Below are 26,794 nucleotides of genomic sequence, written 5' to 3'. Positions count from 1 at the left end.
GCCCCGCACAGGGGCAACGCCAATAGACCACTAACAACAAGAAAATCCCAAACCCGCAACCCCTCAAACCAACCCAGCACGCGCAGCCTGCCCGACCCTCTTCCGATACCAGACCAGATAAACAAAAAGCAGCCCAACAACAAACGGCACCCCAATCACAAGCGTCAACCGAAACTCCCGAGTGAGCCAGGTAGTAACAAGCGCCGCAAGCATAAGCCCAGCCCCTAGAAGGGACGTAAAAGGAAACCCCCACATCCTGAACGACAGCGACGCCCGCGCATGCACACGCCGAAAGAACAGATGCGTAACGAAAATCATGAACCAGGTAAACATGGCGCCGAACATGGAAACCGACATCATCAAAACAAACGAAGCATCCGGATAAACCACATTCAGCACGGCAGCCAAGGCAATGCCGATAGTGGAAAGCCACAACGCCGCCACCGGCACACCATTGGAACTCAGAACCCCCAACCGCGCAGGCGCATACCCCGCCCGCGAAAGACTAAACATCATTCGCGTAGTGATATACAGCTGACTATTCATCGCCGACAGCGCAGCCACAAGAATCACGAAATTAATCACCCCAGCCGCCCCCGGCACATGCGTCGCGGCCATCACGCGAACGAACGGGCTCTCGTCGGTCCCCGCCGCATTCCACGGAACGATAGCCAGCATCAAAGCCAGCGTCAGCAGATAGAAGAACACCAAGCGGAACATCGTCGCCCGAAACGCCCGGGTAATCGCCTTCTGCGGATCCTTCGCCTCCCCGGCGGCAACAGCAATCATCTCGATGCTCAGATAACTGAAGATCGAAACGATCACCGCCACCCACATCCCCCACACGCCCTTGGGAAAGAACCCACCATGCGACGTGTAATTGGCAAACCCGATAGAAGACTGAGCCGGCGCCGCAAACACCACGTAAGCCCCAAGCAGAATAAAGCCGACAATCGCCACGATCTTCAGCATCGAGAAAATGTACTCGACCGCACCGAAGACCTTGACGCTCACCGAATTGATCCCGATCAGCGCAGCGGAAAAACCCACGATCCAATACCAGCCCGGCACGGCAGGAAACCAGTACTTCATATAAACGGCAATCGCCGTCACCTCGGTACCGACAGCAAAAACAATCGACGACCAGTACGCGTACCGCACCAGAAATCCGGCCCACGGCGCAATATAGTGCTCGGCATAAGCCCCGAACGACCCCGAAGTAGGATGCGCGACCGTCATCTCGGCCAGACACCCCATCAGCAGCAGCGCGATCAGCGCACCGATCGCATAACTCACCAGCACGCTGGGTCCGGCAAACCCGATCGCAAATCCACTGCCGAGAAACAGCCCCGTGCCGATCGCCCCACCAATCGCTATCATCGACAATTGCCCTGTCGACAATCCGCGGTGCAATCCCTTTTCGCGTTCGACAATCGTGTCGAAGCCTCGCTGCTCTTGCGTCATCTTGGTGTCTCCTCCTGAATGCGGCCGCGTGCGTCGCACGCAACCGCCGGTGCCGCTGTGTCGTCTTACTCTCTTACGCTCGTACGCTCTTGCCCGACTCTTTATGGCTCGCATCGCGGCGCTAACCTGCTCATTGCGCGACCGCGCTCAACCGCAATCAACCGCGCTCAGGTCACCGATTTACGCGCCTTGAACTCGTCGGTATTCCATGCATCGGTCGAGATAATGTCCTTGAGTTGCGCAATCGTGTCCCAGATGTCCACATAGCGCACATACAGCGGCGCGAAACCGAAGCGCAAGATATCCGGCGCACGGAAATCGCCGATCACATTGCGTGCGATCAGCGCCTGCATGATCGCGTAGCCCTCGGCATGTCCAAGCGACACCTGGCTGCCCCGCTGCTCCGCATCGCGCGGCGATGCCAGCGTGCAACCCAGTCCGTTCAATTCCTGATCGGTCAGTTCGATAAACAGATTGCCAAGCGCCACGCTCTTGTCGCGCAGCACCTCGAGATCGACGCCGTCGAATGCTTCGAGCGCGCTCTCCAGCGCAATCACGCCGAGTTGCGGCGCGGTCCCGGTCAGCATGCGGTCAATGCCCGGATGCGGTGCGTAATCGTGCGTGAATTCAAACGGTTTCGAATGGCCGTGCCAGCCGGTCAGCGGCTGACGCATCGCCTCGAGATGGCGCGACGCGACGAACACGAACGCCGGTGCGCCCGGGCCGCCGTTCAGATACTTGTAGCCGCAACCCACCGCGAAATCGACGTCGCAACGGTTCAAACCGACCGGCATCGCACCCGCCGAGTGGCACAGATCCCACACGATCAGCGCGCCGGCCTCGTGCGCCTGACGCGTCACGGCTTCCATGTCGTAGCGCTTGCCGGTCTTGTAGTTGACCTGCGTGAGCGAGACGATCGCCACGCTGCCGTCGATCGCCGCGACGATCTCGTCGGGATCGACACAGCGCAATTCACAACCGGTCATCTCCGCGACGCTCGACGCGATATACACGTCGGTCGGAAAATTGGTGCGCTCGGCCAGAATCACGTTGCGGCCGGGCCGCATGCGCGTGGCCGCCACCAGCACCTTGAACAGATTCACCGAGGTCGAATCGGCCACGATCACTTCGTCCTGCCCCGCGCCGATCAGCTTCGCGATCTTGTTGCCGGTGCGCTGCGGCGCCGGATACCAGTCGGCGTCGTTCCACGAACGGATCAGGCCGTGCGCCCATTCCTGTTTCAACGCCTGCTCGATCCGTGCGGGCACATTGGACGGCATCGCGCCGAGCGAATTGCCGTCGAGGTAAATCGTGTCGGCGGGCAGATCGAAGCGCGCGCGGCAGTGCGCCAAGGTATCGGCCGCATCGAGCGCGGCGCAGTGTTCCCGGGTGATCATCTGGCTTGTTTCCTGTGATGGCTTATTACAATGACTGAACTGACGAAACGCAATGAGGGCTGCGTTGCCGAGTCGGTTTAAACGGCGTGCGCGACGTCCACCGGCAAGCCGAAGAAACGCTGCGCGTTGGCGCCGAGAATCTTTGCCTTGACCGTATCGCTCAACTGCGGGTGATGCGCGACGAGATCGCCGATCTTCTGTTCGCCGAGCGGAAACGGATAGTCGGAACCGAGCAGCACGTGATCCTCGCCCATCGTGTCGACGAGCAGTCGCAACGCGCCCTGGTCGAAGACCGCGCTATCCACGTGAAAACGATCGAGATACGACACCGGCGGATTCGGGCAATCCTCGCGCACGATATCGCGCTGTTCCCACGCGTTCTGCACACGGCCGAGCAGGAACGCGAAGCTGCCGCCGCCGTGCGCAAAACACAGCTTGAGCGACTTCGGAATCCGCTCGAATGCTCCGGACAGAATCAGCGAGACCATACTCAGTTGAGTTTCCGCCGGCATCGCCACGAGCCAAGGCAGCATCCACTTCTTCATGCGGCCGTCCGTCATCATGTCCCACGGATGCACCAGCACCGGAATGCCGTCGTTCGCGCAATGCGTGAGGAACGTGACGAGATGTTCGTCGTCGAGATCGCGCGGGCCGAGGTGATTGCCGATCTGCACGCCGCGATGCCCCGCGCGATGCGCGCGCGTCGCCTCGCGGCACGCCAGATCGATATCCTGCAAGGGCACTTGCGCAAGCGCCATCAAGCGTTGCGGCGCGTACGCGCAGAGTTCGAGCGCCTGGTCGTTCATGCGCGCGGCCCACGCGTGCGCGGCGCCGGCGTCGTAGCGATAGCCGAACATCACGGGCGTCGCGCACATCAGTTGAATATCCACACCGAGCGCGTCCATCTCCGCAATGCGCACGGCCGGATCCCACAGCGCGCGATACACCGGGCGAAAGCTTCTGTCGCCGGTCATGATCATGCCGCGTTCGCCGTCCGCGTCGATCTTCAGCCACGGCGCGTTATCCGCGTCGAGGCGCGCGGCCTCTCCCCGCGTAATCGGCGGAAAGAAGTGGGAATGCATGTCGATTCGAAGTGTCATCGTGATTCTGTCGGGTATCGTTTGAGTCAGACGGCCTTGCCGGGATGCACGTGGCCGCAATGCGCGCAGCGGCGTTTCTCTTCCGACGCGTAGAACGCATTGAACAGCGGCGGCAGATCGTTGACGATGCTCCTGAGCTGCACCTCGACGCGATAGACGAGCTGTCCGCAGTCGTCGCAATACCATTCGAAGCCATCCACCACGCCCTGTGGCCGCTGCCGTTCGATCACCAGGCAGACACTGCCCGCCTCCGGACGCTGCGGCGAATGACGCACATGCGGCGGCAGCAGAAACACATCGCCTTCGTTCAGGTCGACGCGTTCGCGTTTTCCCTCTATCCACAGATACAGGTACGCATTGCCGCGCATCTGATAGAAGAATTCCTCGAGCGGATCGTCGTGATAATCGGTGCGGTGATTCGGTCCACCCACCACCGTGACGATGAAATCGCTGTCCTGCCACACCTGCTGGTTACCGACCGGCGGCTGCAGCAAATGCGCGTGATCGTCGATCCAGCGCTGGAAATTGAACGGTTTGCCGTACGTGAGCATGGCTGTCTCTTGGTTTGGTTTTATCGCGCGCTTCGCTGAGATCGCGCTTATCGTGTGTCTAGCGTTTCGGCGCGTACGCCACCGCCTTCATCTCGATCAGCAAATGCGGATGAGGCAATTGATGCACGGCGACCGTGGTGCGGGTCGGGCCAGTTTCGTCGAAGTACTCGCCATACACGGCGTTGTAGCCGCCGAAGTCATTCATGTTGACGAGAAACGACGAGATCTCGACGAGATTCGACAGATCCGCGCCTTCGCTCTGAAGAATATCGCGAATGTTCTCGATCACCACGCGCGTTTGCTCGCGAATGTCGAGTTGCACGGTGCCGAGTTCGTCGGCACTGGCGCCCGCAATCGTGTTGTCCGGGCGGCGTGAACTGGTGCCGGAGACGAACAGGAAATCGCCGGCCCGCGTCACGTGCGGGAAACGGCCACGCGGTTTCGCTTTGCCGGGCACCACGCGCCCTTGAATGGTCGGTTCGGTCATTGTGAGAGTCGATAGGTAGTGAATTCGGTGCTGCCGAGGCCATTGACGACGCAATGCACATGCGCGTCGACCGGCAGCGGATGAGCGGCAGTCGCGGCGCCCGCCATGATCAGCGAACCGGCGGGCAACACAAGGCCGCTTTGCGAGATCAACCGCGAAGCCTGCACGACGGAGCGCAACGGATCGCCGAGAATCGCGGCCGTGGAGCCGGCCTGCACGACACGGCCGTCGATACGCATCGTCACGCCCGCATTGCGCAAACCGTCGAAGCTGCGAGTCCACGGGCCGACCACCAGGCCCGCGGACGAACAGTTGTCCGCCACCACGTCCTCGAGCGTGAACTTGAAATCGCGGTAGCGGGAATCGATGATCTCCATGGCCGGGGCCACGGCCTCGAGGTAACGCGAGGCTTCGAGCAACGTCAGCGGCCGGTCGATTTCGCGGCTTGTCAGAAAGCAGACTTCAGGCTCCACGCGCGGGTGAATGAAACGATCGAGCGCGACGCGGCCGCCGTCTTCATCAAGCATGGCATCGGTCAGCCAGCCCCAGATCAGGCTGTCCACGCCCATCTGGATCATTTTCGCGCGGCTCGTAAAGCCGAGCTTCACACCGACCATGCTTTCGCCGCGGTGAATACGCCGTTCAATGGAGGCGCGTTGAATGCCGTACGCCTCGTCGAGCGAGAACGGCGAGGCCGTGGTGAGTTGCGCAATCGCGTCCGCGTGGCGTGCGGCGTTGTCGATGCGCTCGGCCATCGCATCCAGCGAGATCATGCGGCCTCCTTCGCCAGCTCGCGCGCCTTGAGCATGTCGAGCGCGACGTCGACGATCATGTCTTCCTGGCCGCCGACCATACGGCGCTTGCCGAGTTCGACCATGATCTCGAAGGCGGACAGGCCGTATTTCGCCGCCGCCGCTTCCGTGTGACGCAGAAAGCTCGAATACACCCCGGCATAACCGAGCGCGAGCGTTTCCCGGTCCACGCGCACCGGCCGCTCCTGCAACGGACGCACGATATCTTCCGCGGCGTCGATCAGCTTCTTCACGTCGCAACCGTGGTTCAGCTTCATGCGATCCACCGCCGCGACAAACACTTCGAGCGGCGCATTGCCGGCGCCGGCGCCCATGCCGGTCAGCGACGCATCGATGCGGTCGCAACCATGTTCGAGCGCGACGATCGAATTCGCCACGCCCAGCGACAGATTGTGATGCGCGTGCATGCCGGTTTGGGTCGCCGGATCGAGCACGGCCTTGAACGCATCGAAACGCTCGCCGACGTCGCGCATATTCAGCGCGCCGCCCGAATCGACCACGTAGACGCACTGCGCGCCGTAGCTTTCCATCAGCTTCGCCTGCTTCGCCAGCGCATCCGGCGAGGTCATGTGCGACATCATCAGGAAGCCGACCGTGTCCATGCCGAGCGAGCGCGCGTACTCGATATGCTGCTTCGAAATATCGGCTTCGGTGCAGTGCGTGGCAATCCGCACCACGCGGGCGCCAGCGTCATACGCGGCACGCAGATCGTGGACGGTGCCGATGCCGGGCAGCAGCAGCGTGGCCACTTTCGCGCGCTTCACGGTCGCGGCCACGGCTTCGATCCATTCGAGATCGGTATGCGCGCCGAAGCCGTAGTTAAAACTGGAACCGGACAGGCCGTCGCCATGCGCGACCTCGATACTGTCGACACCGGCGTCATCCAGCGCACGCGCAATCGCGACCGCATGGTCGAGCGAATACTGATGGCGGATCGCGTGCATGCCGTCGCGCAGCGTTACATCCGAAACGTAAATCTTGTTGCTATCGGTCATTGCGTTTGTCCTCGTGTCTTCGCCGTCACGTCACGCCGCCACGCGGCTGGCCGCGATCTGCTCGGCCGCGGCCAGCGCCGCCGAGGTCATGATGTCCAGATTCCCCGCATACGAAGGCAGATAGTGCGCGGCGCCCTCCACTTCGAGGAACACGCTCACTTTCAGGCCTGCGCGGCGCTCGTTCGCATGCAGCGCCAGCGGATTCGCCGCGGTATAACGGTCGAACTGCACGGCCTGCTTCAGCCGGTAGCCGGGCACGTAGCTCGCCACCGCCGCGACCATCGCGTGAATCGAGCTTTCTATTTCGTCCGTGTCCGCGTCTTCTCCGGTCAGGCAGTAGACGGTGTCGCGCATCATCAGCGGCGGCTCGGCCGGATTCATCACGATGATGGCCTTGCCGCGCGTCGCGCCGCCCACCGTCTCGATCGCTTTCGAGGTGGTTTCGGTGAACTCGTCGATATTGGCGCGCGTGCCCGGCCCGGCCGAGCGGCTCGCAATCGACGCAACGATTTCCGCATACCGTACCGGCGCCACGCGCGACACCGCGTGCACGATCGGAATCGTCGCCTGGCCCCCGCAGGTGACCATGTTCAGGTTCGGCGCGTCGAGATGCGCAAACAGATTGACGACCGGCACGACGAACGGTCCAATTGCGGCCGGCGTCAGATCGATCACCGTCACGCCGTGCTCGCGCAGCACGGCCGCGTGGCGATGATGCGCGCCGGCCGAAGTCGCGTCGAACGCGATGCGGATGTCGCCGAAATCCGGCAGCGCGACGAGACCGTCGATGCCCTTCGCCGTGGTCGGCACACCGAGCCGCTCGGCGCGTGCAAGGCCGTCCGACGCCGGATCGATACCGACCATCGCGCCCATTTTCAGGTGCTTCGCGTTACGCAGCACCTTGATCATCAGATCGGTGCCGATGTTGCCGGAGCCGATAATGGCGACGGCCTGCTTGTCCTGCTGAAGTTGATCGTGCATGGCGTTCCCGGTCACGACGTGGAGTCAGGGTGGTGGGCAAAGCTCGCGCTAACCGAGCCGAGTCCTTCGATATGGGCGGTGAAAACGTCGCCGGCATTGACGGCGACCATCGGACCGAGCGCACCGGTCAGCACGATGTCGCCGGCCCGCAGCGGCGCGCCGACGCGCGTCATCGTATTGGCGAGCCACACGGCCGCGTAGAGCGGATTGCCGAGGCAGGCCGCGCCGACGCCCACGCTCACCTGATCGCCGCGCCGCTCCATCACCATGCCGCACTGGATCGCGTCGAACGCGTCGAGTTTGACCGGACGGTTGCCCAGCACGAACAGCCCGCTGGAGGCGTTGTCGGCCACCGTATCGGTGAGGCGGATATCCCAGTTGGCAATCCGGCTGCCGACGATTTCGATCGCGGGCAACGCATACGCCGTCGCGCCGATCAGATCGGCGATCGTGTGGCGTTCGTGCGGCAGATCGCGAGCGAGCACCAGCGCGATTTCCGCTTCCACTTTCGGCTGCTGCGTGCGCGACAGGGCGATCTCCTCGCCATCGGCAATCGACATATCGTCGAACAGCATGCCGAAGTCCGGTTGATCGACGCCGAGTTGCGTCTGCACGGCTTTCGACGTCAGGCCGATTTTTCGCCCCACCAGTCGGCCGCCGCTCGCGAGCTTGCGCTCGGTATTCAGACGCTGCACCGCGTACGCGGCTTCGAGCACATCGCCGCCGAGCGCGGCGATGGCGTCGCGCTGCGGAGCGATCGGGGCGCCGTTCTGCTGCGCTTGCCACAGCGCATCGGCAATCCGTTGTGCGGCGTTCAGGTCGATGGCGCTCATGCGATCCTCACGCAAACGTTGGTCAGTTCCGAATAGAAATCGAGCGAATGGCGGCCCCCTTCGCGGCCGATGCCCGACAGCTTCGTGCCGCCGAACGGCGTACGCAGATCGCGCACGAACCACGCGTTGACCCACACGATGCCGGTTTCGATCTGCCGTGCGACGCGATGACCGCGCGCCAGGTGCGTGGTCCAGATGCTGGCGGCAAGACCGTACGCGCTGTCGTTCACGCGGCCGATCACTTCGTCTTCGCTGTCGAACGGCGCAACGTGGCACACGGGGCCGAAGATTTCCTCTTTGACGCAGCGGGCGTTATCGGCGAGGCCGGTCCAGATGGTCGGCATCACGAACGCGCCCTGATCGCGCGAATCGCCGAATTGCGGTACGTCGCCGCCCGTCACGACCGTGGCGCCCTCTTCGACCGCCAGCCGGAAATACGACAGCACTTTCTCGCGATGCCCGCGCGAAATCAGCGGGCCCATGGTGGTCGAAGGATCGTCCGGTGCACCGATGCGCAGCGCTTCGGTCTTTTCCTTCAGCGCCGCGACGAAACGCTCGAAAATCGGCCGCTCGACATACACGCGCTCGCTGCACAGACACACCTGCCCCGCATTCGTGAAACTCGACTTCAGCACGCCGGCCACCGCCTCGTCGAAGTCGGCATCGGCGAACACCACGGCCGCATTTTTACCGCCGAGTTCGAACGAGATTTCCTTCACGCCGTCGGCGACCGTTTTCATGATCGTGCTGCCGGTGCGCGATTCGCCGGTGAAGGTGATCGCGCTGATCTGCGGATGACGCGTCAGGAATTCCCCCGCCGCATTCGGCCCGTGACCGTGAATCAGATTGAACACGCCGCGCGGCAGACCGATGTCGTGCATCACTTCGGCCAGCAGCGTGGCCGAGGTCGGCGTTTCCTCCGAAGGCTTGGCGACGACGCAATTGCCCATGGCGAGCGCCGGTGCGACTTTCCACGTGAACAGCAGCAGCGGCAGATTCCACGGCGAAATAATGCCGACCACGCCGAGCGGTTTGCGCGTTACGTAGTTGATCAGTTCGCTGCCGTCGGCCGCGTGGGTTTCGAAGAACTCGCTATTGGCGGTGCGGATCAGATCGGCAAACGTGCGGAAGTTCGCAATGCCGCGCGCGATGTCGAGCTTGCGGGCCTGTTCGAGCGGGCGGCCGGTATCGGCGACTTCGGCGGCGACGAAGTCGTCGAAACGCGCCTGAATGCCGTCCGCGATCTTGTGCAGCCAGTCGGCGCGCTGCGCCGGCGTGGTGTTGCGCCAGCCGGCGCGTTGCGCGGCGGCGGCCGCGCGCACGGCGGCGTCGACCGTGGCGGCGTCGGCCTCGCAGACCTGCGCGAGTTCGCGGCCGTCGACCGGACTGAAGTTAGGAAAAGTGGTGGCGGTGGCAACGAATTCGCCATTCACGTAATGGCGAAGTAACGCACCTGAAGATTGAGCGCGCTGCGCGGCGGCCGGGGTGAAGGTCACAACGTCTCCTGCTCGATTGAAGTATGGGCAGGAGTCTAAGGTCGAGGCCTCACGCGGCGATAATCAAAGATTGGGTGGTGGGTATGCTAAAGGGGAATACCAGAAAGGGCCTGCTCAAACCGGCTAAACCACCCCATCAGCCACGGGCGCGGCCACGCTGACCGCCTCGCGCAGGCATGCCACGAAGGCCTGGCACGCGGCGCTCTGCTCCTTGTGCGAGCGCACCGAGAAGCCGACCGTGCCGAACGCGCCGCTCTCCGGCAGATCGAGAATCCGCAGCAAACCGGCGTCTTCGAACTGCTGCGCCGCAGCGCGCGGCATCAGCGCGACGCGTGGCGTGTCGAGCAGCAGGCCGATGTTCGTCAATAGCGACAGCGACTCGACGATATCGGTGGGCAGCGGCAAGCCCGCCGCGCGAAACAGATGTTCCGCCGACAGCCGCGCGGGCGAATCGGGCGTGGGCAGGATCCACGGCGAACCCACCAGCTCCGCCAGATGCGTGACGCCGGCCGGCGCCGGGCCATAGCCCTTGCCGACCACCACGCACAGGGATTCGTCGAACAGCGCCTCGTGCGTCAGCGGAAACGCGCTGGCAATCGGCAATTCACGCTCGGGCAGGCGGCCGACCACGATATCGAGGTCGCCGGTGGCCAATGCCGGGAATAGATGCGCGGTGGTGCCTTCGCGCACCGTCACCAGCACGTTCGGCGTACGCGCCTTCAGCATCGCGATCGCGGTGGGCAAGAGCCGCGCCGACGCTGAAATCAACGTGCCGACGATCACATGGCCGCTGGTGCCGAGGCGGAAATCGTTGAGCTCGTCGGTCATATAGCGCAGCTCCGCCATCAGCGATTTGACGCGCCGCCCGAGCAGCAGCCCCAGATCGGTGGGCACCACGCCGCGATTCGAGCGCGCGAACAACGCGCCGTCGAAACAGGATTCGAGTTCGTGAATCACCTTGGTGACGGCCGGCTGCGTCAACCGCATTTCATTGGCCGCGCGCACGACGGAACGCGTTTCCAGCACACGTTCGAAGATCATGAGCTGATTGAGCTTCAGCTTGCGGATCAGGGAAATCTCGCTGAGCGGATTGGATTGCATGGCGAAGGAGCGCGAAAATCGACGATCCGCGATGGTAACAGCACAAAACCACGCGGCCGATCCGGGGCAGCCCTTGGTCGCGCAACGCTGGGCACACCTATTGCTTTAATCCGCTCGCCGGCACACACCCCGTCAAAGCACGTCGTGCCCACAACGCGTGGCCGTTTTCGAGTTCAATCCAGCAATCCATCGGTGGGAGGCCCCATGCTTCGATACGCTGTTATCTTCTTCATCATCGCCATCATCGCCGCAGTGTTCGGTTTCGGCGGCATTGCCGCCGGCGCGACGGAAATTGCCAAGGTGCTGTTCTTCATCTTCGTGGTGATCTTCCTCGTCACCTTGTTGATGGGCGTGATGCGGCGCTGAGCGCCCTCGCCCCATCGGTGTCCGAGGCCTCGGTTCGGATGCCACCGCCCCGGTGCGCGCGTCAGCGCTCGTTGCGGCTTCATTGCAATAAATGCCACACGGTATTGCAATAGTTGCCGCGCGCACCGGGGCTCATTCTTTTCAGGCCATCGTTCAGGCCGCGCGCGCAACCTGCGCCGCCACACTCAATCGATGCGACCAGTTGGCCAGCGTCCGTGTCGCCACCGGCGGCTTGCTCAGGATCGCGCTGTCGTACTGCTTGCCGTCGAAACGCACGAAATCGACGATACGAAACCCCTGCCCACGGTAGAACGCGATCAGATGCGCGGCCGGTTGCGGCGTATCGAGCGCGAGCTCCGCGTAACCGCGTGTCGCCGCCCAATGATCGGCGAACGCAATCAGCAAGGTGCCGATACCACGCGCCTGCCATAGGGGTTCCACGGCGAACTGCCGCAAGCTGGCGATATCGTCGCGCCGGTAGAGTTCGCACGCGGAATCGCGGTCCGGCGCGTACAGCGTCATGGTGCCGACCAGGCGCCCCTCGCACACCGCCACGTAGCAATCGCCGCGCGTTGCGCGCGAGCGCGTGGTGTCGACCGTTTGGTTCACGCAGGTGCAATTGAGGCCGGCCTCGCCCAGCGGTGCAAAGGCTCGATGCAGCAGCGCCGTCAACGCGACGAACGAATCGCGCGAGGGATCGAAGCGGCGCAATTCGACACGGCCGACGCCGTGATACACGTAGTCGATACGAACGGATTGCTGCTGCGTTGCACGTCGCTTCACGGTGAGCACCTCGGTGCTGTCAGGATGCTCGAAGTGTAGATTTGGGGTAGCGGTGCCTCAAGAAAAAATGTCGTAAAAACTCACTGAGAACCGAGATGCAACTCCTCGCACAGAAACGTGTGCAAGGTTCGAATCGCGGCCGCATGCGTGCCCGGCACCTGGCGCATGAAGAGACCAAAGTCAGCGGTGGGTGCGTCGGGCAAACCATCGGCCTGACCGAGCACGCGCATCGACTCCGGGCGGATATTGCCGTCGAGCAGCACCGACACGCCCAGCCCCGCCTCCACCGCCGACTGCACCGCGGGCAAACTGGTGCTCGTGCACACAATGCGCCACGCGATTCCCGCGCGACGCAACGCGGTCAACACGAGTTGCTGCCACAGACACGCGCCGCCGAACGCCACCACCGGCAACAGCGCGTCCGCCTCGCGACTGAAGCCGCGCGCGCCGACCCAGAAGAGCGGCTGGGTCCACGTGAGCAACGGCGTCGCATCGATCAGCGCGGGATCGCCGACCACCACGTCGAGACCGCCCTCGCCGAGGCGGTTCGACAACGCCTCGCTGCTGTCGACGACGATCTCCAGCGCCACCTGCGGATAAGCGGCCGAAAAGCGCCGCAACGCGCGCGGCAACCGTCCCACCGCGATGTCTTCGAGCATGCCGAGCCGCACGGTGCCGGAGACCTGCCCCGCGCTCAACGCGCGCCGTGCGTCCGCGCCCGCACCGAGGATGGTATGCGCGTACGGCAACAGCACATGCCCGGCCTCGGTCAATTGCACGCCGCGCGGCGAACGGTCGAGCAAGCGTTGCCCAAGCTCCTCCTCCAGCCGCCTCAACTGCATGCTGACCGCCGCCTGAGTGCGCGCGAGACGCGCCGCCGCCACACCCACCGCGCCGGTCTCCGCCACGGTAACGAACGCGCGCAGCAGACTGCTGTCGAGATCACGGGTCATCAGTTTTCCTGAAGTGGGTATAAGAAATATCAAGTTATCTTAATATGCCCCGCACCGCTAAGATAGCGGCCACGAACCCGAACGTACGGCCGCCTACGACCATGCAGGACACCACCCTCCAATCGACGCTAAGCCCCGCGCAGCCCGCGCTGAAACCTGCCGGCTCCCCTTGGGCGGCTTTGCTGTGCGTGCTATCGATGGCAAGCGTGCAATTCGGCGCCGCGCTGTCCGCGCCGACCATGGCCGCCTATGGATCGCTCAGCACGACCTGGCTGCGCCTGAGCTGGGCCGCCCTGGTGCTGGCCTTGCTGGTGCGCCCGCGCCTGCTGAGCTACTCGCGCGCGCACTGGATCGCGGCCGGCGCGCTCGGCGCGGCGATGGCCGGCATGACCTTGTGTTTCTTCGCGGCGTTGCAGCGTATTCCGTTGGGACTGGCCGTCGCAATCGACTTTCTCGGGCCGCTCGCCGTCGCCACGTTCGCGGTGCGTCGCCTTCGCGCACTGCTGTGGCCGTTGCTGGCGATTGCCGGCGTGGTCCTGCTGTCGCGCGATCGCGGCGGCTGGATCGGCGAACCGCTCGGCGTGCTGCTCGCCTTCGGCGCAGCGCTCGGCTGGGGCAGCTACATCGTGTTGATGAAGAAGACCGGCGCGTTATTCGCCGGCCTGGAGGGATTGTCGGTGTCGCTGCTCGCCGCGGCGCTGGTTGCTACGCCGTTCGGCCTAGCGCAAAGCGGCGCCCATGTCGCCGTCGGGCAGATCGCGGCGACGGCGGGGCTCGCGCTGCTAGTGCCGTTACTGCCGTACGCGCTGGAAATGGTGGCGTTGCGGCACATGCCCGCCGCGTCATTCGGCATCCTGATGAGCGTCGAGCCGGCGATCGGCGCGGTGGCCGGCTTCGTCGTGCTGCATCAGCCAATGGGGGTGTTGCAGATCGCGGGCACGCTACTGGTCGTCACCGCGAGTGTCGGCGCGGTGGTGGCCACGCGTTGAAGGGATAAGCCGCCACCGGGGGCGCGATAGTGGTGACAATCGCGTGGACGTTCAGGCGATGTTTTCCGCTTCGTAAAGCCGCCGGCCCGCGGCGTCTTTCGTGCCGAGCGTCGGCTCGAAATCGATCGGCCAGTCGATGCCGATATCCGGATCGTTCCACACGATGCAGCGCTCGAGTTCGGGAAACCAGTACTCCGTGGTCTTCCACAAGCACTCCGCCGCCTGCGACAGCACCACGAAACCATGCGCGAAGCCCGGCGGCACCCACATCTGCCGATGATTCGCCGCGCTCAGATATGCGCCGGTCCATTTGCCGAAGTTCGGCGAATTGAGCCGCACGTCGACCGCAACGTCGAACACTTCACCGAGCGCCACGCGCATCAGCCGACCTTGCGGACGCTGCACCTGGTAATGCAGTCCGCGCAACACGCCGCGCACCGCGCGCGAATGCCGGTCTTGCACGAACGTGAAGCCGGGCGCGACGTCGTCGGTAAACTCGTCCGCGCTGAAGCTCTCGAAGCAGAAACCGAACTCGTCGCAGAACACTTCGGGCTCGATGAGCTTCACCTCCGGCAATGCCGTCGCGATGACCTTGTTGCCCATTGCCGCTGTACTCGTAAAAAGCCTGCCCGGCGCGATTCCCGGCCGCCGTTGCGGCCGCGTCCACCGGTCATGCGGCGCGCCGCCGGCACGCCTGCCCTCGCTCGCGCGAGTTGAAAGAACGCTAGACCTCCGACGCCACCCGGCTGCGCGCGCGATATTCGGTCGGCGACAATGCCATCCGTTTGCGGAATATTTTGGCGAGACGATCGCCGTTGCCGGTGCCGCTGCGGCGCGCGATCTTGTCGACCGGCAGTTCGGTTTCGGTCAGGAAATTGCAAGCGATCCGCAGGCGCACCTGCAACAGGTAGTCAGACGGCGTGAGCTGCATTTCGTGCTTGAAGCGCCGCAGAAAATTGCGCTCGCTCATGGCGGCCACCTGCGCGGCATCCGCAACGGAGACCGGACGGTCGCAATTCGCTTCCATCCAGCGCGCCGCCGCGCGAATCTTCTCGGCCACGCTGAGCGTGCCGCCTTCCGCCGGCAACGGCACCCATGTTGCGGCCATGCCGGGCATGACCCGGTCGGCAACGCTGCGCGCCAGTTCCGCACCGAGGTCGCGCTTGATGAACATCAGCGCGCTGCGGGCACAGTCGTTACGATCGCTGGAAGCACCGAAAGCGCTGTCCGCCGACGCACCGGCAGGGAAGCGATTGAGTTGCGGCCCGGTGGACTCGGTCGGCCCGGCGGCGTCCAGCACGAGACGCCCTTCACCGATCGCTTCGATGGTGCGGGTGCGCGCTTGCACTGAACGCAGCCAGTTGAGCAGGCGCTCGTCATGCGCCGCCGTCTGCGCGCCCTGACCGCCGGCGATATACAGCACGTCGAAACCACTGCCGTAACGCGTGTCGATGCGGTCGGTCCAGATCCGCACCGAAGAAGAACTGGCGACGCTGCCGCCGTCCATCGACAGAAACTGCACCTCGTAAGGCGGTTCCTCGCCGGCGCGCGAACCCGCGAGTTCATTGGCGGTCTGGAACATTTCGATCACCGTGCCCGGCCCGAGCAGCCAGAAGCCGTTGAACAACACCACGCCAATCCGCCGCGCCGCACTACGCACGTTCAATGTCGGCGTATGAAGCCAGGTGATCCTCGCGGTATCCAGGTGCATCTGCGGCATGATCTTTCCCCAAACTAGCCTACGTTGTGGACCCCGATGCCCCGTTAGCGCCCCTATCAGCAAAATGCGTTATTAAGATTGAAACCGCCGATAACGCCGCTTAACGGATTAAGCGTGATGTTAGCGGAATGCTTCGCTATAGTAAATTTGAAAAACAAATCGGCTTCGAGAAACGCAAGGTATGAAGAAAAACATTATCCTGGCGTTTCATCACGCAGACGGCCTGTCGCGACGCCACGGCGCGACGACAGCCCCACGCGATTTCGCCTCTTGCCCGTTATGCCGCATGCAGACTCGCGCTCCAGCCGATCGGCCGTCCCTCTTCGGCACGCCGGCGCGAGTTTGATTCACCGTCCCAGGCAATTGACGATGCGCTGAAAAGTGTTTCAAACCTGAACTCGAAACTTCTCTGGCAATGACAATTCAATCGCTTTTTTATTCGCAAACCGGGAATTTATCTGCATTTCCATTGATACCTACCCCGATATCCTATGAATCCGCTCTTTAAGCATTTTCGATGCCATTTTTTACCGGTAAAAAACGTTTCTATATTGAAACATTCGAGGTCTTTACGTCTGACTTAAGTGGACTTCAATCCGCGCGAGTGAGAAAAAACGTCAGACGATTGAACCCCGCGGTCGCGGGCGGGTCGTGCGGCGTTCTTAAACAAAGTTTCATTCCCTGATCGTGCACTTTAAGGATCGTCTAAGAATCGCGGCGCCATAATTTGGGCACAGTGATAGCCGCAAGGAGCAGAGCCATGACGCGCCCCATGAGCATCGAAAGAGTCAACGAGTATGGACAGCAGGCAATCCGCATCGACATTGAAGGCCGCGCGGTATTGCTCGACGCGCCCGACCTGGACGCGATGATCGAGCATCTCGGCGCATTGCGCGCGATGATGCGCCCGGAGGTGCCGAAGGAGCCGGTGCGCACACATCAATATGTCGTCGAAGTCGATCCGAGCTGGCACACCGAGAAGCATCCGCTGCACGACGGCGCCGTCGTGTTCATGCGTCATTCAGGACTCGGCTGGGCCGGCTTCGCGCTGCCGACGGAAAGCCTCGCCAAATTGCATCACGCGCTGACGCAGCATCTGGAAGCCTCGCTCGAAGTACACGGCATGCTCAACTGAATAGAATCCCGCTTATTGCGTTGCGCGCACAACAGCATTTCAGAATGCGCGCGCAACGCGCCACCCATCCCGCCTATACTGTGCCCAGCCGCGTGGCAGCGGCTACTTTCATTCAAGTCTTTTTTCGAAGCGCGGCTCCGTCCGCGCTCTTTTTTTGCCTGCGCTCTTTTTGTCCGCGCCTTCCCATTAGTTAGGTTTGCAGATTTTCACACTCCACGCATGACGGTAGAGCGTCATCCGCGTTGTTCATGAACATTTCATAAAATTAAAAAAGACTTAATCCACCTAGCTGTCCGGTTTTACTCGCGATCGCCGATGATGCATCCCATCGCCCTTCTCTACTGTTCCACTATGAACCAGCTACAAGCGATGCGTGTCTTCACACGAGTAGTCGATCTCGCCAGTTTCAATCTCGCGGCAAGACAGTTAGGCATGTCCGCAGCCGCGGTCACACGCAGTGTCGGCACACTGGAGGCGCACCTGAACATGCGTCTTCTGAATCGCACCACGCGCAGTCTGTCGCTGACCGACGTGGGCCGCGAGTACCTCGACGGTTGCCGCGCCATCATCGAAAAGCTCGACGAGATGGAATCGACTCTGCTGGAAACCACCCGCGACCCGCAAGGCACGCTGCGCATCGCAACGCCCATGACGTTCGCCAGCGCGGGCCTCGGCGCGCTGCTGGCCGCGTATCGCACGCTGCATCCGCGAGTGGACTTCGACGTCACCACGTTCGACACGCACATCGATCTGGTGGAAGGCGGTTTCGACGTCTGCTTCTCCGACGACCGCCGTCTCGCCAACTCCACGCTGGTGAGTCGCCTGCTGACCAGTGTCGACGAAATCACGGTAGCCTCCCCCACTTATCTCGCGCGCAACGGCACGCCGCGCGATCCGGCCGCGCTGAACCGGCACGGTCTGCTGACGGTGTCCGACGGCACCTCGCGCACCTGGGAATTCACCGACGCCGACGGCCTCTACCGCGTCAACACCGGCAGCGCGCTCACCGCGACGAGCAGCGCGATGGTGCGCGTGGCCGCGCTGAACCATATGGGTATTGCGCTACTGCCGCTGCCGGTGATCGCCGACGATCTCGCGCGCGGCACGCTCGTGCCCGTGCTCGAACAGTTCGAGATCAACGGCGGGCCTCGCCAGGTGTCGATTCTCTATTCCGGCCGCAACTATCTGTCGATGCGCGTGCGTAGCTTCATCGACTTCGCGGTTGGCCAGTATCGCGCGCCGGACCGCCCGGTCGCCTTGCGCGCGGTCGCCTGAACCGGGCTCGCGCATCATGCCCAAAATATTGACGATAGAAGACGACGAGCTGATCGCTCACGACATCGTGCGCACGCTCACCGCCAGCGGCTTTTCCGTCGAAGTGGCCCGTACCGGCCGCGAAGGCATGGCGAAAGTCATGGCGGGCGACTATGACGTCGTCACGCTCGACCGTATGCTGCCCGATCTCGACGGCTTGACGATCGTCGCGACCATGCGCGGCGTCGGCATGGAAACGCCCGTGCTGGTAATGAGCGCCATGTCCGACGTCGATCAGCGCATTCAGGGCCTGCGTGCCGGCGGCGACGATTATCTGACCAAGCCGTTCTCGCCCGAGGAGATGTTCGCACGAGTCGAAGTGTTGCTGCGGCGCCGTCCACGTCATGCGAAAGCCGAGACGCTGCTGCGCAGCGGCGCGCTGGAACTCGATCTGGTGCGCCGCAAAGTCATGCACCGGCAACGCGAACTCGATCTGCAACCCACCGAATTCCGCGTGCTCGAATTCATGATGCGTCACACCGGCCAGGTGCTCACGCGCACGATGATTTTCGAAGCCGTCTGGGGCTGCCGTTTCGATCCCGGCACCAACCTGATCGACGTTCACGTAGGCCGCTTACGCAAGAAAGTCGACGCGCCCGGCGAGCGCCCGTTAATCCGCACTATTCGCGGGTCCGGCTATCTGTTCGGCTGACGCATTTCAACCGCTGCGTTCAACGAACTTTAGCGCTGCATGCAGCGCTAAAGCCGTTGCGGCACGCGTATCGATGCGACGACGAACCGCGCGGCCCTTCCTAAAACTAGTTTCATTTGATTAGTCCACGCCTGTTAGGCCCCGCTCTCCAGAATGCCGATACCGGGTCGCGCCATCAGGGCGAGTCCCACTTGACACACGCCCGCGCAGATTCAATCGCGCCTCTGAACGGAGCAGCCTTCGATGTTAAAAATAGTCCGGTTGGCTTTAACCCGGCCCTACACGTTTATCGTGCTGGCGCTGCTGATCCTGCTGATCGGCCCGCTTGCCGCGTTGCGCACGCCGACGGATATCTTTCCCGACATCCGCATTCCCGTGATCAGCGTGGTGTGGAACTACGCCGGCCTGCAACCGGACGACATGTCCGGGCGCATTGTCAGTTACTACGAGCGCACGCTCGGCACCACCGTCAACGACGTCGCGCATATCGAGTCGCAATCGTTTCGCGGCTACGGCATCGTCAAGATCTTCTTTCAGCCGACCGTGGATATCCGCACCGCCACCGCGCAGGTCACCTCCGTGTCGCAGACGGTGCTCAAGCAGATGCCGCCCGGCACCACGCCACCGCAGATTCTCAACTACAACGCGTCCACGGTGCCGGTGCTGCAACTGGCGCTCACCAGCAATACGCTCGACGAGCAGAAACTCGCGGATTACGCGACCAACTTCATTCGTCCGCAATTGCTCAGCGTGCCGGGCGTGGCGATTCCGACGCCATACGGCGGCAAGACCCGTGAAGTACAGATCGACCTGGATCCGCAGGCCTTGCAGGCGAAAAAGCTCTCGGCGAACGACGTCGCCACGGCGCTCGCACAGCAGAACCAGATCATTCCCGCCGGCACCGAGAAGATCGGCCGCTTCGAATACAACATCAAGCTGAACAACAGTCCGCTCGCGCTCGACGAGCTGAATGCGCTGCCCATCAAGACCGTGGACGGCGCAACCATTTATATCCGCGACGTGGCGCACGTGCGCGACGGCTATCCGCCTCAAAGCAACGTGGTGCGCGTGGATGGGCATCGCGCGGTGCTCATGAGCATTCTGAAGAACGGCTCGGCGTCGACGCTCGACATCATCGCGGGCGTCAAGGCGCAACTGCCGCGTATCGAAGCAACGCTGCCGCCCGGCCTGAAGCTCGTCACGATGGGCGATCAGTCCACCTTCGTGAAAGGCGCGGTCAGTGGCGTGGCACGCGAAGGCGTAATCGCCGCCGCGCTGACTTCGCTGATGATTCTGCTGTTTCTCGGTAGCTGGCGCTCCACGGTGATTATCGCGGCATCGATTCCGCTGGCAGTGCTGGCCGCGATTGCCGGTCTTGCAGCGATGGGCGAAACGCTCAACGTCATGACGCTCGGCGGCCTCGCGCTGGCTGTCGGGATACTGGTCGACGACGCCACCGTCACGATCGAGAACATCAACTGGCATCTGGAGCAAGGCAAGGACGTAAGAAGCGCGATTCTGGACGGTGCCGCGCAGATCGTCGCGCCCGCGTTCGTCTCGCTGTTGTGTATCTGTATCGTGTTCGTGCCGATGCTGCTGCTCAATGGCATCGCGCGTTTTCTGTTCGTGCCGATGGCCGAAGCGGTGATCTTCGCGATGGTTGCGTCTTTCATCCTGTCGCGCACCTTCGTGCCGATGATGGCGCAATACCTGTTGCGCCCGCATGCATCGGGCGGCCACGCGTCCGGCGAACTGGCCGCCACGATGGACCCGCACGGCGGTCACTTCCACGCGCCGCCGTCGCGCAACCCGCTGGTGCGGTTCCAGCGCGGCTTCGAACATCGCTTCGAGCGCGTGCGCGGCGTGTACCGGATCGTGCTGGGTCTCGCGCTCACGCACCGCAAGCGCTTCGTGACAGGGTTTCTGATCGTGGTCGGCGCGTCGTTCCTGCTCGCGCCGTGGCTCGGCCGCAATTTCTTTCCCAATATTGACTCGGGCGAAATTGCAATTCACGTGCGTGCGCCGATCGGCACGCGGATCGAAGATACCGCCGCGCAATTCGATCTGATCGAAAACGCGGTACGCCGCGCGATTCCGCCGGATCAGCTGCGCAGTATCGTCGACAACATCGGCTTGCCGAACAGCGGCATCAACCTGACCTATAACAATAGCGGCACGACCGGCCCGCAAGACGGCGACATTCTCGTTTCGCTGGACGAGAACCATCAGCCGACCGCGGACTACGTGCGCAGGTTGCGCGAAACGCTGCCGCGCCAGTTTCCGGGTACGACGTTCGCGTTCCTGCCGGCCGACATTGTCAGTCAGATTCTGAATTTCGGTGCGCCCGCACCGATCGATCTGCAGATCGCCGGGCCGAACCAGGCGGCCAATCACCGCTACGCCAACGAAGTGATGCGCCGGATGCGGCTGATTCCCGGCATTGCCGACACGCGTATTCAGCAGGCTTCCACTTATCCGCAATTCACCGTCTCCGTGGACCGGTCGCGCGCCGATCAACTCGGCATTACCGAACAGGACGTCACCAACTCCGTGGTGGCGAGCCTGTCCGGTACGAGCCAGGTGTCGCCGACTTACTGGCTCAATCCGAAGAACGGCGTGTCGTATCCGATCGTGGCGCAAACGCCGCAATACCGGATGACTTCGCTGTCGAACCTCAGCAATCTGCCGGTGACCGGCAAGGCCGGCCAGGCGCAGATTCTCGGCGGCATTGCGACGATCACCCGCGGTGTCGGCGATGCGGTGGTCTCGCACTACAACATCGAACCACTCTACGACGTCTTTGCGACGACGCAAGGTCAGGACCTCGGCGCGGTCGCCGCGAAAATCCAGAACATCGTGCATGCCACCGCGAAAGACGTGCCGAAGGGCTCGATCGTGACGCTGCGCGGCCAGGTGCAGACCATGAACAGCGCGTTCCTCGGTTTGTCGCTCGGTCTGCTCGGTGCGATCCTGCTGATCTTCCTGCTGATCGTCGTGAATTTCCATTCGTGGAGCGACGCCTTCGTGATCGTCACCGCGTTGCCCGCGGCACTGGCCGGCATTGTCTGGATGCTGTTCACCACGCACACGCCGCTTTCGGTGCCGGCGCTGACCGGCGCGATTCTCTGCATGGGCGTGGCGACCGCCAACAGCATTCTGGTGGTGAGCTTTGCGCGCGAACGGCTCGCGGTGACCGGCAATGCCCTGGTGGCCGCGATGGAAGCCGGCTTCACGCGCTTTCGCCCGGTGCTGATGACGGCGCTCGCCATGATTATCGGCATGGCGCCGATGGCGCTCGGTCTCGGCGACGGCGGCGAACAGAACGCGCCGCTCGGCCGCGCCGTGATCGGCGGCCTGATCTGCGCGACCTTCGCCACGCTGCTGTTCGTCCCCGTCGTCTTCAGCCTCGTGCATCGGCGCGATGCAGCCGGCCATGGCCATTCACCCGCCCCTTCTCACGACCACTCTTCATCCGAACCCGGAGTCCATCATGTCCACTGAGATCGAGATCAATTCGCCCAAACGGCTGCGTCACCTGAGGCTCGTCGGCATCGTCGCGCTGCTGGTCGCGGCGGGCATCGTGGCGAGCGGTATCGCGAGCCGCGTCCACGCGAAGCAGGAGCTGACCACCTGGTCCGCGCAGCAGGCCGTGCCGACGGTGGTTGCGTACACACCGGAACACGACGCCGACGCGCAGGCGCTGGTGCTGCCGGGACGTCTGTCCGCCTTCGTCAACGCGCCGATCTACGCGCGCGTGTCCGGCTATCTGCACGCCTGGTATGCGGATATCGGCACGCACGTCAAAGCCGGCCAATTGCTCGGGGTGATCGATACGCCAGACCTCGATCAGCAGTTGCAACAGGCGCGCGCCGATCTGCAGAATTCGGTGGCCAACGAAAAACTCGCGGCGTCCACCGCGCACCGCTGGACGGAGATGCTGAAACAGGACTCGGTTTCGCAGCAGGATGCCGACGAGAAAACCAGCGACCTCGTCGCGAAACAGGCCACGGTCGCCGCAGCTCAGGCGAACGTTGGGCGCCTCGAAGCGCTCGAATCGTTCAAACGCATTACGGCGCCGTTCGACGGCGTCGTCACCGCGCGTACCACCGATATCGGCGCGCTGATCAACGCCGGCGGCGGCAATGGGCCGGAGTTGTTCTCCGTGTCGGACGCGCGCCAGTTGCGCGTCTATGTCAGCGTGCCGCAGGACGAAGCGGCCGCGATTCAACCCGGCATGAGCGCCACGCTGACCGTGCCGGAACGCCCGGGCGTCAAGTTCAACGCGAAACTGGTCGATACCGACGACGCGATCACGCCGTCGTCCGGTACGTTGCTGGTGCAACTATCGGTCGACAACCAGGACGGCGTGTTGATCCCCGGCGAATACACCGAGGTGCATTTCGACTTGCCGACCAATGCGCACGCGCTGTCGATTCCCGCGAGTTCGCTGATCTTCCGGCAACACGGCTTGCAGGTCGCCGTGGTGGGCAGCGACAACCGCGCGGTGCTGAAACCCGTCTCCATCGCAACCGATCTCGGCACGCATGTCGAGATCGCTTCGGGTCTGAGCGCGAGCGACCGCGTAATCGACAACCCACCCGACTCGCTCGCCTCGGGCGATGAAGTGCGGCTGCAAGGCACACCGGGCACGCCGGGTACGGCGCTGGCGGAGCGTCGCGCTGCGGAGAGCACTCATGGATAAACGCCGCTCGCGCGTTGCAGCCGTGGCGAAGCTCGCGAACGTTGCAAGCGTTGCCTTAGCTGCCGCGTTGCTGGTGAGCGGCTGTTCGTTCGCGCCGGTCTACCATGCACCGGCCACCAGTATTCCCACCACCTTCAAGGAAGGCGGCGCCTGGCAACTGGCACGGCCCGCCGATCGGGTGCCGCGCGAGGCGTGGTGGACCGTGTATCGCGATCCCGTGCTCGATCGTCTGGAGCAACAGGTGGCGGCGGCCAATCCAAACGTGGCCGCGGCGATGGCGCGTCACGACGAAGCCACCGCGTATCTCGCGCAGGCGCGCTCGGGACTGTTTCCGACTATCGGCGCGGAAGCATCGGTCGAACGTCAGCGGCAGTCGGACAACCGGCCGCTGCGGGGTGCGGGACAGCCTTCGGTGTACGGCACCAATAATGTCGACCTCGGCATCAGCTACGACCTCGATCTGTGGGGCAAGATCCACAACGAGGTTGCTGCCGGCAACGCGGCGGCGCAGGCCAGCGAGGCCGATCTCGAATCGGTGCGGTTGAGCTTGCAGGCGGATCTGGCCAATGCGTATTTCAATCTGCGTGGGCTCGACGCGCGGCAGCAGTTGCTTGACGACACGATCGCCACCTACCGGCGCGCGCTCACCCTCACCATGAGCCGCCATGCAGGCGGGATCGCGTCGGACCTCGATGTATCGCGGGCGCAAACGCAGCTGGATACCGCGCGCGCCTCCGCCGACGATATCGCCGCGCGCCGCGCGCTTTACGAACATGCGATCGCCAGCCTGACCGGCAAGCCCGCGTCGATTTTCGCGCTGGCGCCCGTGACCACGACGACGTATCTGCCGTCCATTCCTACCGGCGTACCGGCCGCGTTGTTGCAGCGGCGGCCCGATATCGCGGCGGCCGAGCGCCGCGTCGCGCAGGCGAACGCGCAGATCGGCGTGGCCAAGGCGGCCTTCTTCCCGGATATTTCGCTGGGTCTCGATGGCGGCTATCAAAGCGACACGCTTTCGCCATGGTTGATGGCGCCAAACGAAATCTGGTCGGTGGGTCCGAGCCTCGTCTTCACGCTGTTCGACGGCGGTCGCCGTGAAGCCATGACCGATCAGGCACGCGCCAGGCTCGCCGAGAACGGCGCGAAGTACAAGGCGGCCGTGTTACTCGCGTTCCAGCAGGTCGAGGACAACCTCGCGCAACTGCACCATCTCGGCGATGAAGCCACCCAGCAGAACGCCGCGCTGATCGCCGCGCAACGCACGTTGACGCTGTCGATGTCGCGCTATCGCGACGGCGTGGTCAGCTATCTGGACGTGGTGACCTCGCAAACCACCGAGCTCACCACGCAGACCGATGCGTTGAACCTCGAAACGAGGCGTTTGCTGGCTTCCGTGGGCTTGATCGAGGCATTGGGCGGCGGCTGGTCGACGGACGGCGCCAGGGCCGCGCCTGAGGTTCAGGCGACGCAACGGCAGGCGGTGCCGGTTGCCGTGGGTGCGGCGGGTGCTTCTGGTGCTTCCGGTACGTCCGGCGGCTCTGCCGCACTTGCATCCGCCGGCTAAACGAGCGGCTGCCGCAATCAACGCTTCGCCGCAAACGTTGCGGCCGCCAACAAAAAAACGTCGCGGGTTCTTTGAACTCGCGACGTTTTTGCTTTTAAGGCGCCCCCGTTCAGAGCCGCTCCCGTGAGCTCCCTTAGAACCGATGCCGCACGCCCACCGCCACCACCGCCTGCCGGTCGCTCGACGACGCCGCCAGCGAATAGATCGACGCGTTGCCCAGCACCGCGATCCCATCCGCGCCCGTCACGTGCTGATATGTGCCTTCCAGATACAGATCGGTGCGGCGCGACAGCGCGTAATCCGCCTGCAGCATGAACTGGTTCCACTTCGGCGAGTAGCTCTGGCCGCCGGTGCTGAAGTGGCCGTCAGTGAACGTATACGAGCCGCCCAGCGTGAACGCCGGTGTGATCGCGTAGCGGGCGTTCAGCTCGTAGTTGTTGAAGGTCAGCAGATCGCCGTTGAGCGTCGAATACGCACCGCCCTGCGTGATCTGATGCGGGTCGTTGAGCATGGTCCGCGTGAAGACGAGGCCGAGCGTCGCCGCGCCGAACGTATAGCGTCCCGCCGCGCCGAGCACGCGTTGACGCGCGCCGGTGAAGACCGCGTCGCCGTCGCTGCTACTTACCGCGCCGCCGGTGTTGGCCGGCTGGTTGACGCCGCCCGGCTGGTTGATCTGCAGGTACGCGACCGCCAGGTTGAACGGACCGCCTGCCCACTGCGCGCCGAGGCTGTACGCGTTGTTATTGCTGAAGCCGCCCGCCGCGTTGCTGAACGCGTACGCGCCGCCGACGGTGACGCCGTAGTAGGTCACGCTGCGATACTTCAGCGCGTTGTTCATGCGCAGGTCGTTGTTCAGGTTGTCGTTGTCGAACGGGTGATCGGCGATATTGCCGCCGAAGCCCGAGCCGGTCGCCGACAACGGCGCCACGAAGTCGACCAGGAAATCGTATTGACGGCCCAGCGTCACCGTACCCCACTGCTTGCTCGCGATCCCGACCCACGCCTGGCGGCCGAACTCATCGCCACCGTTGGAGAACTTGCCGCTGTCGATATTGAACCCGTTCTCGAGATCGAAGACCGCGCTCAAGCCGCCGCCCAGATCTTCATTGCCGCGCAGGCCCCAGCGGTCCGTGCTGACGTTACCGCTTTCCATCATCCAGTTGCTTTTACCGCCACTCGCCGATTTCTGATTGCTGATGTAGTCGAGGCCGGTGTCGAGCGTCCCATAGAGCGTCACGCTGCTTTGCGCGTGCGCCGCCGCGCCGAGGGTGCTGGCCAGCGCGACGAGTGTGGTTGCGAATGCTTTATTCATGTTTGATTCCGGGTAAGAGAAGGCACCAGTCCGCGCAAGAACGGACCGGTCCCGCACACCGTACGGGTAGCCGCAATGTAAATAGCG

The 26,794-nt window shown here is 63.4% G+C and carries 24 protein-coding genes; 8 read left to right on the top strand and 16 right to left on the bottom strand.

The genetic code is table 11. The annotated features are described in order from the left end of the window. Positions 1-63: 63 nt before the first annotated feature. From B0G83_RS32375 to B0G83_RS32325, 11 genes are all read right to left on the bottom strand, one after another. Complete coding sequence (locus tag B0G83_RS32375) at positions 64-1,464, bottom strand: amino acid permease (protein ID WP_105511407.1); 1,401 nt, start codon at positions 1,462-1,464, stop codon at positions 64-66. Between the two features lie 167 nt (positions 1,465-1,631). Further along, on the bottom strand, positions 1,632-2,861 hold the full coding sequence (gene kynU / locus B0G83_RS32370; RefSeq protein WP_105511406.1) for a kynureninase: 1,230 nt from the start codon (positions 2,859-2,861) through the stop codon (positions 1,632-1,634). Positions 2,862-2,938: 77 nt separating this feature from the next. Beyond that, positions 2,939-3,961 carry an amidohydrolase family protein gene (locus B0G83_RS32365; RefSeq protein ID WP_105511405.1) on the bottom strand — a complete coding sequence of 341 codons (1,023 nt, stop codon included), beginning with the start codon at positions 3,959-3,961 and terminating at the stop codon, positions 2,939-2,941. 26 nt (positions 3,962-3,987) lie between these two features. Continuing rightward, complete coding sequence (locus B0G83_RS32360) at positions 3,988-4,512, bottom strand: 3-hydroxyanthranilate 3,4-dioxygenase (protein ID WP_105511404.1); 525 nt, start codon at positions 4,510-4,512, stop codon at positions 3,988-3,990. A gap of 58 nt (positions 4,513-4,570) precedes the next feature. Then, positions 4,571-4,999: a RidA family protein gene (locus tag B0G83_RS32355; protein ID WP_035551368.1), complete on the bottom strand. Its 429-nt coding sequence runs from the start codon at positions 4,997-4,999 to the stop codon at positions 4,571-4,573. Then, on the bottom strand, positions 4,996-5,772 hold the full coding sequence (locus B0G83_RS32350) for a 2-keto-4-pentenoate hydratase (RefSeq protein ID WP_105511403.1): 777 nt from the start codon (positions 5,770-5,772) through the stop codon (positions 4,996-4,998). The genes B0G83_RS32355 and B0G83_RS32350 overlap by 4 nt, the downstream gene beginning before the upstream one ends. Continuing rightward, complete coding sequence (gene dmpG, locus B0G83_RS32345) at positions 5,769-6,806, bottom strand: 4-hydroxy-2-oxovalerate aldolase (protein WP_105511402.1); 1,038 nt, start codon at positions 6,804-6,806, stop codon at positions 5,769-5,771. Before dmpG ends, B0G83_RS32350 begins: the two co-directional genes overlap by 4 nt. Before the next feature lie 30 nt (positions 6,807-6,836). Next, the gene (locus B0G83_RS32340; protein ID WP_105511437.1) at positions 6,837-7,787 is read right to left on the bottom strand and encodes an acetaldehyde dehydrogenase (acetylating); all 951 of its coding nucleotides are present in this window, start codon (positions 7,785-7,787) and stop codon (positions 6,837-6,839) included. 11 nt (positions 7,788-7,798) lie between these two features. Further along, positions 7,799-8,620 (bottom strand): 2-keto-4-pentenoate hydratase, encoded by an 822-nt coding sequence (gene mhpD / locus B0G83_RS32335; RefSeq protein WP_105511401.1) that lies wholly within the window; start codon positions 8,618-8,620, stop codon positions 7,799-7,801. Continuing rightward, complete coding sequence (locus B0G83_RS32330; RefSeq protein ID WP_105511400.1) at positions 8,617-10,116, bottom strand: 2-hydroxymuconic semialdehyde dehydrogenase; 1,500 nt, start codon at positions 10,114-10,116, stop codon at positions 8,617-8,619. Before B0G83_RS32330 ends, mhpD begins: the two co-directional genes overlap by 4 nt. A 123-nt stretch (positions 10,117-10,239) precedes the next feature. Beyond that, positions 10,240-11,217, bottom strand: a complete 978-nt coding sequence (locus B0G83_RS32325; RefSeq protein ID WP_105511399.1) for a LysR substrate-binding domain-containing protein — start codon at positions 11,215-11,217, stop codon at positions 10,240-10,242. Positions 11,218-11,421: 204 nt separating this feature from the next. Between B0G83_RS32325 and B0G83_RS32320 the strand changes: the two genes are divergently transcribed. Next, positions 11,422-11,583, top strand: coding sequence for a DUF1328 domain-containing protein (locus tag B0G83_RS32320; RefSeq protein ID WP_035551387.1), 162 nt, complete (start codon positions 11,422-11,424; stop codon positions 11,581-11,583). A gap of 153 nt (positions 11,584-11,736) precedes the next feature. Here the strand turns inward: B0G83_RS32320 and B0G83_RS32315 are convergent, their stop codons facing one another. Then, positions 11,737-12,366, bottom strand: a complete 630-nt coding sequence (locus tag B0G83_RS32315; RefSeq protein ID WP_105511436.1) for a GNAT family N-acetyltransferase — start codon at positions 12,364-12,366, stop codon at positions 11,737-11,739. An 80-nt stretch (positions 12,367-12,446) separates the two neighbouring features. Continuing rightward, positions 12,447-13,319 (bottom strand): LysR substrate-binding domain-containing protein, encoded by an 873-nt coding sequence (locus B0G83_RS32310; RefSeq protein ID WP_105511398.1) that lies wholly within the window; start codon positions 13,317-13,319, stop codon positions 12,447-12,449. Between the two features lie 101 nt (positions 13,320-13,420). Between B0G83_RS32310 and B0G83_RS32305 the strand changes: the two genes are divergently transcribed. Further along, the gene (locus tag B0G83_RS32305; protein WP_105511397.1) at positions 13,421-14,308 is read left to right on the top strand and encodes a DMT family transporter; all 888 of its coding nucleotides are present in this window, start codon (positions 13,421-13,423) and stop codon (positions 14,306-14,308) included. A gap of 51 nt (positions 14,309-14,359) precedes the next feature. Here the strand turns inward: B0G83_RS32305 and rfbC are convergent, their stop codons facing one another. Together rfbC and B0G83_RS32295 are read right to left on the bottom strand one after the other, a co-directional pair. Next, a complete protein-coding gene (gene rfbC / locus B0G83_RS32300; RefSeq protein WP_105511396.1) occupies positions 14,360-14,911 on the bottom strand; it encodes a dTDP-4-dehydrorhamnose 3,5-epimerase in 552 nt (183 codons plus the stop codon). Positions 14,912-15,032: 121 nt separating this feature from the next. After that, entirely contained in the window at positions 15,033-16,028 is a 996-nt protein-coding gene (locus B0G83_RS32295; protein WP_105511395.1) for a GlxA family transcriptional regulator, read from the bottom strand. A 760-nt stretch (positions 16,029-16,788) separates the two neighbouring features. On the opposite strand from B0G83_RS32295, the gene B0G83_RS32290 reads away from it, so the two are divergent. The 6 genes from B0G83_RS32290 (at position 16,789) to B0G83_RS32265 (ending at position 25,395) form a co-directional block, all read left to right on the top strand. Continuing rightward, a complete protein-coding gene (locus B0G83_RS32290; RefSeq protein ID WP_105511394.1) occupies positions 16,789-17,163 on the top strand; it encodes a hypothetical protein in 375 nt (124 codons plus the stop codon). 351 nt (positions 17,164-17,514) lie between these two features. Then, a complete protein-coding gene (locus B0G83_RS32285) occupies positions 17,515-18,438 on the top strand; it encodes a LysR family transcriptional regulator (protein ID WP_105511393.1) in 924 nt (307 codons plus the stop codon). 16 nt (positions 18,439-18,454) lie between these two features. After that, positions 18,455-19,129: a response regulator transcription factor gene (locus tag B0G83_RS32280; protein ID WP_105511392.1), complete on the top strand. Its 675-nt coding sequence runs from the start codon at positions 18,455-18,457 to the stop codon at positions 19,127-19,129. Between the two features lie 243 nt (positions 19,130-19,372). After that, positions 19,373-22,630: an efflux RND transporter permease subunit gene (locus B0G83_RS32275; protein WP_105511391.1), complete on the top strand. Its 3,258-nt coding sequence runs from the start codon at positions 19,373-19,375 to the stop codon at positions 22,628-22,630. Further along, positions 22,620-23,831 carry an efflux RND transporter periplasmic adaptor subunit gene (locus tag B0G83_RS32270; RefSeq protein ID WP_105511390.1) on the top strand — a complete coding sequence of 404 codons (1,212 nt, stop codon included), beginning with the start codon at positions 22,620-22,622 and terminating at the stop codon, positions 23,829-23,831. Before B0G83_RS32275 ends, B0G83_RS32270 begins: the two co-directional genes overlap by 11 nt. Next, the gene (locus tag B0G83_RS32265; protein WP_105511389.1) at positions 23,824-25,395 is read left to right on the top strand and encodes an efflux transporter outer membrane subunit; all 1,572 of its coding nucleotides are present in this window, start codon (positions 23,824-23,826) and stop codon (positions 25,393-25,395) included. The genes B0G83_RS32270 and B0G83_RS32265 overlap by 8 nt, the downstream gene beginning before the upstream one ends. 133 nt (positions 25,396-25,528) lie before the next feature. On the opposite strand, the gene B0G83_RS32260 is transcribed toward B0G83_RS32265, so the two are convergent. Then, positions 25,529-26,707, bottom strand: coding sequence for a porin (locus B0G83_RS32260; protein WP_105511388.1), 1,179 nt, complete (start codon positions 26,705-26,707; stop codon positions 25,529-25,531). Positions 26,708-26,794: the final 87 nt, after the last annotated feature.

Origin of the sequence: Paraburkholderia sp. BL21I4N1, from assembly GCF_002973525.1 — a bacterium.
Taxonomy (GTDB): Bacteria; Pseudomonadota; Gammaproteobacteria; order Burkholderiales; family Burkholderiaceae; genus Paraburkholderia.
The sequence above is the reverse complement of the archived record's forward strand: the minus strand, read 5'-3'. Positions and strand labels throughout refer to the sequence as shown.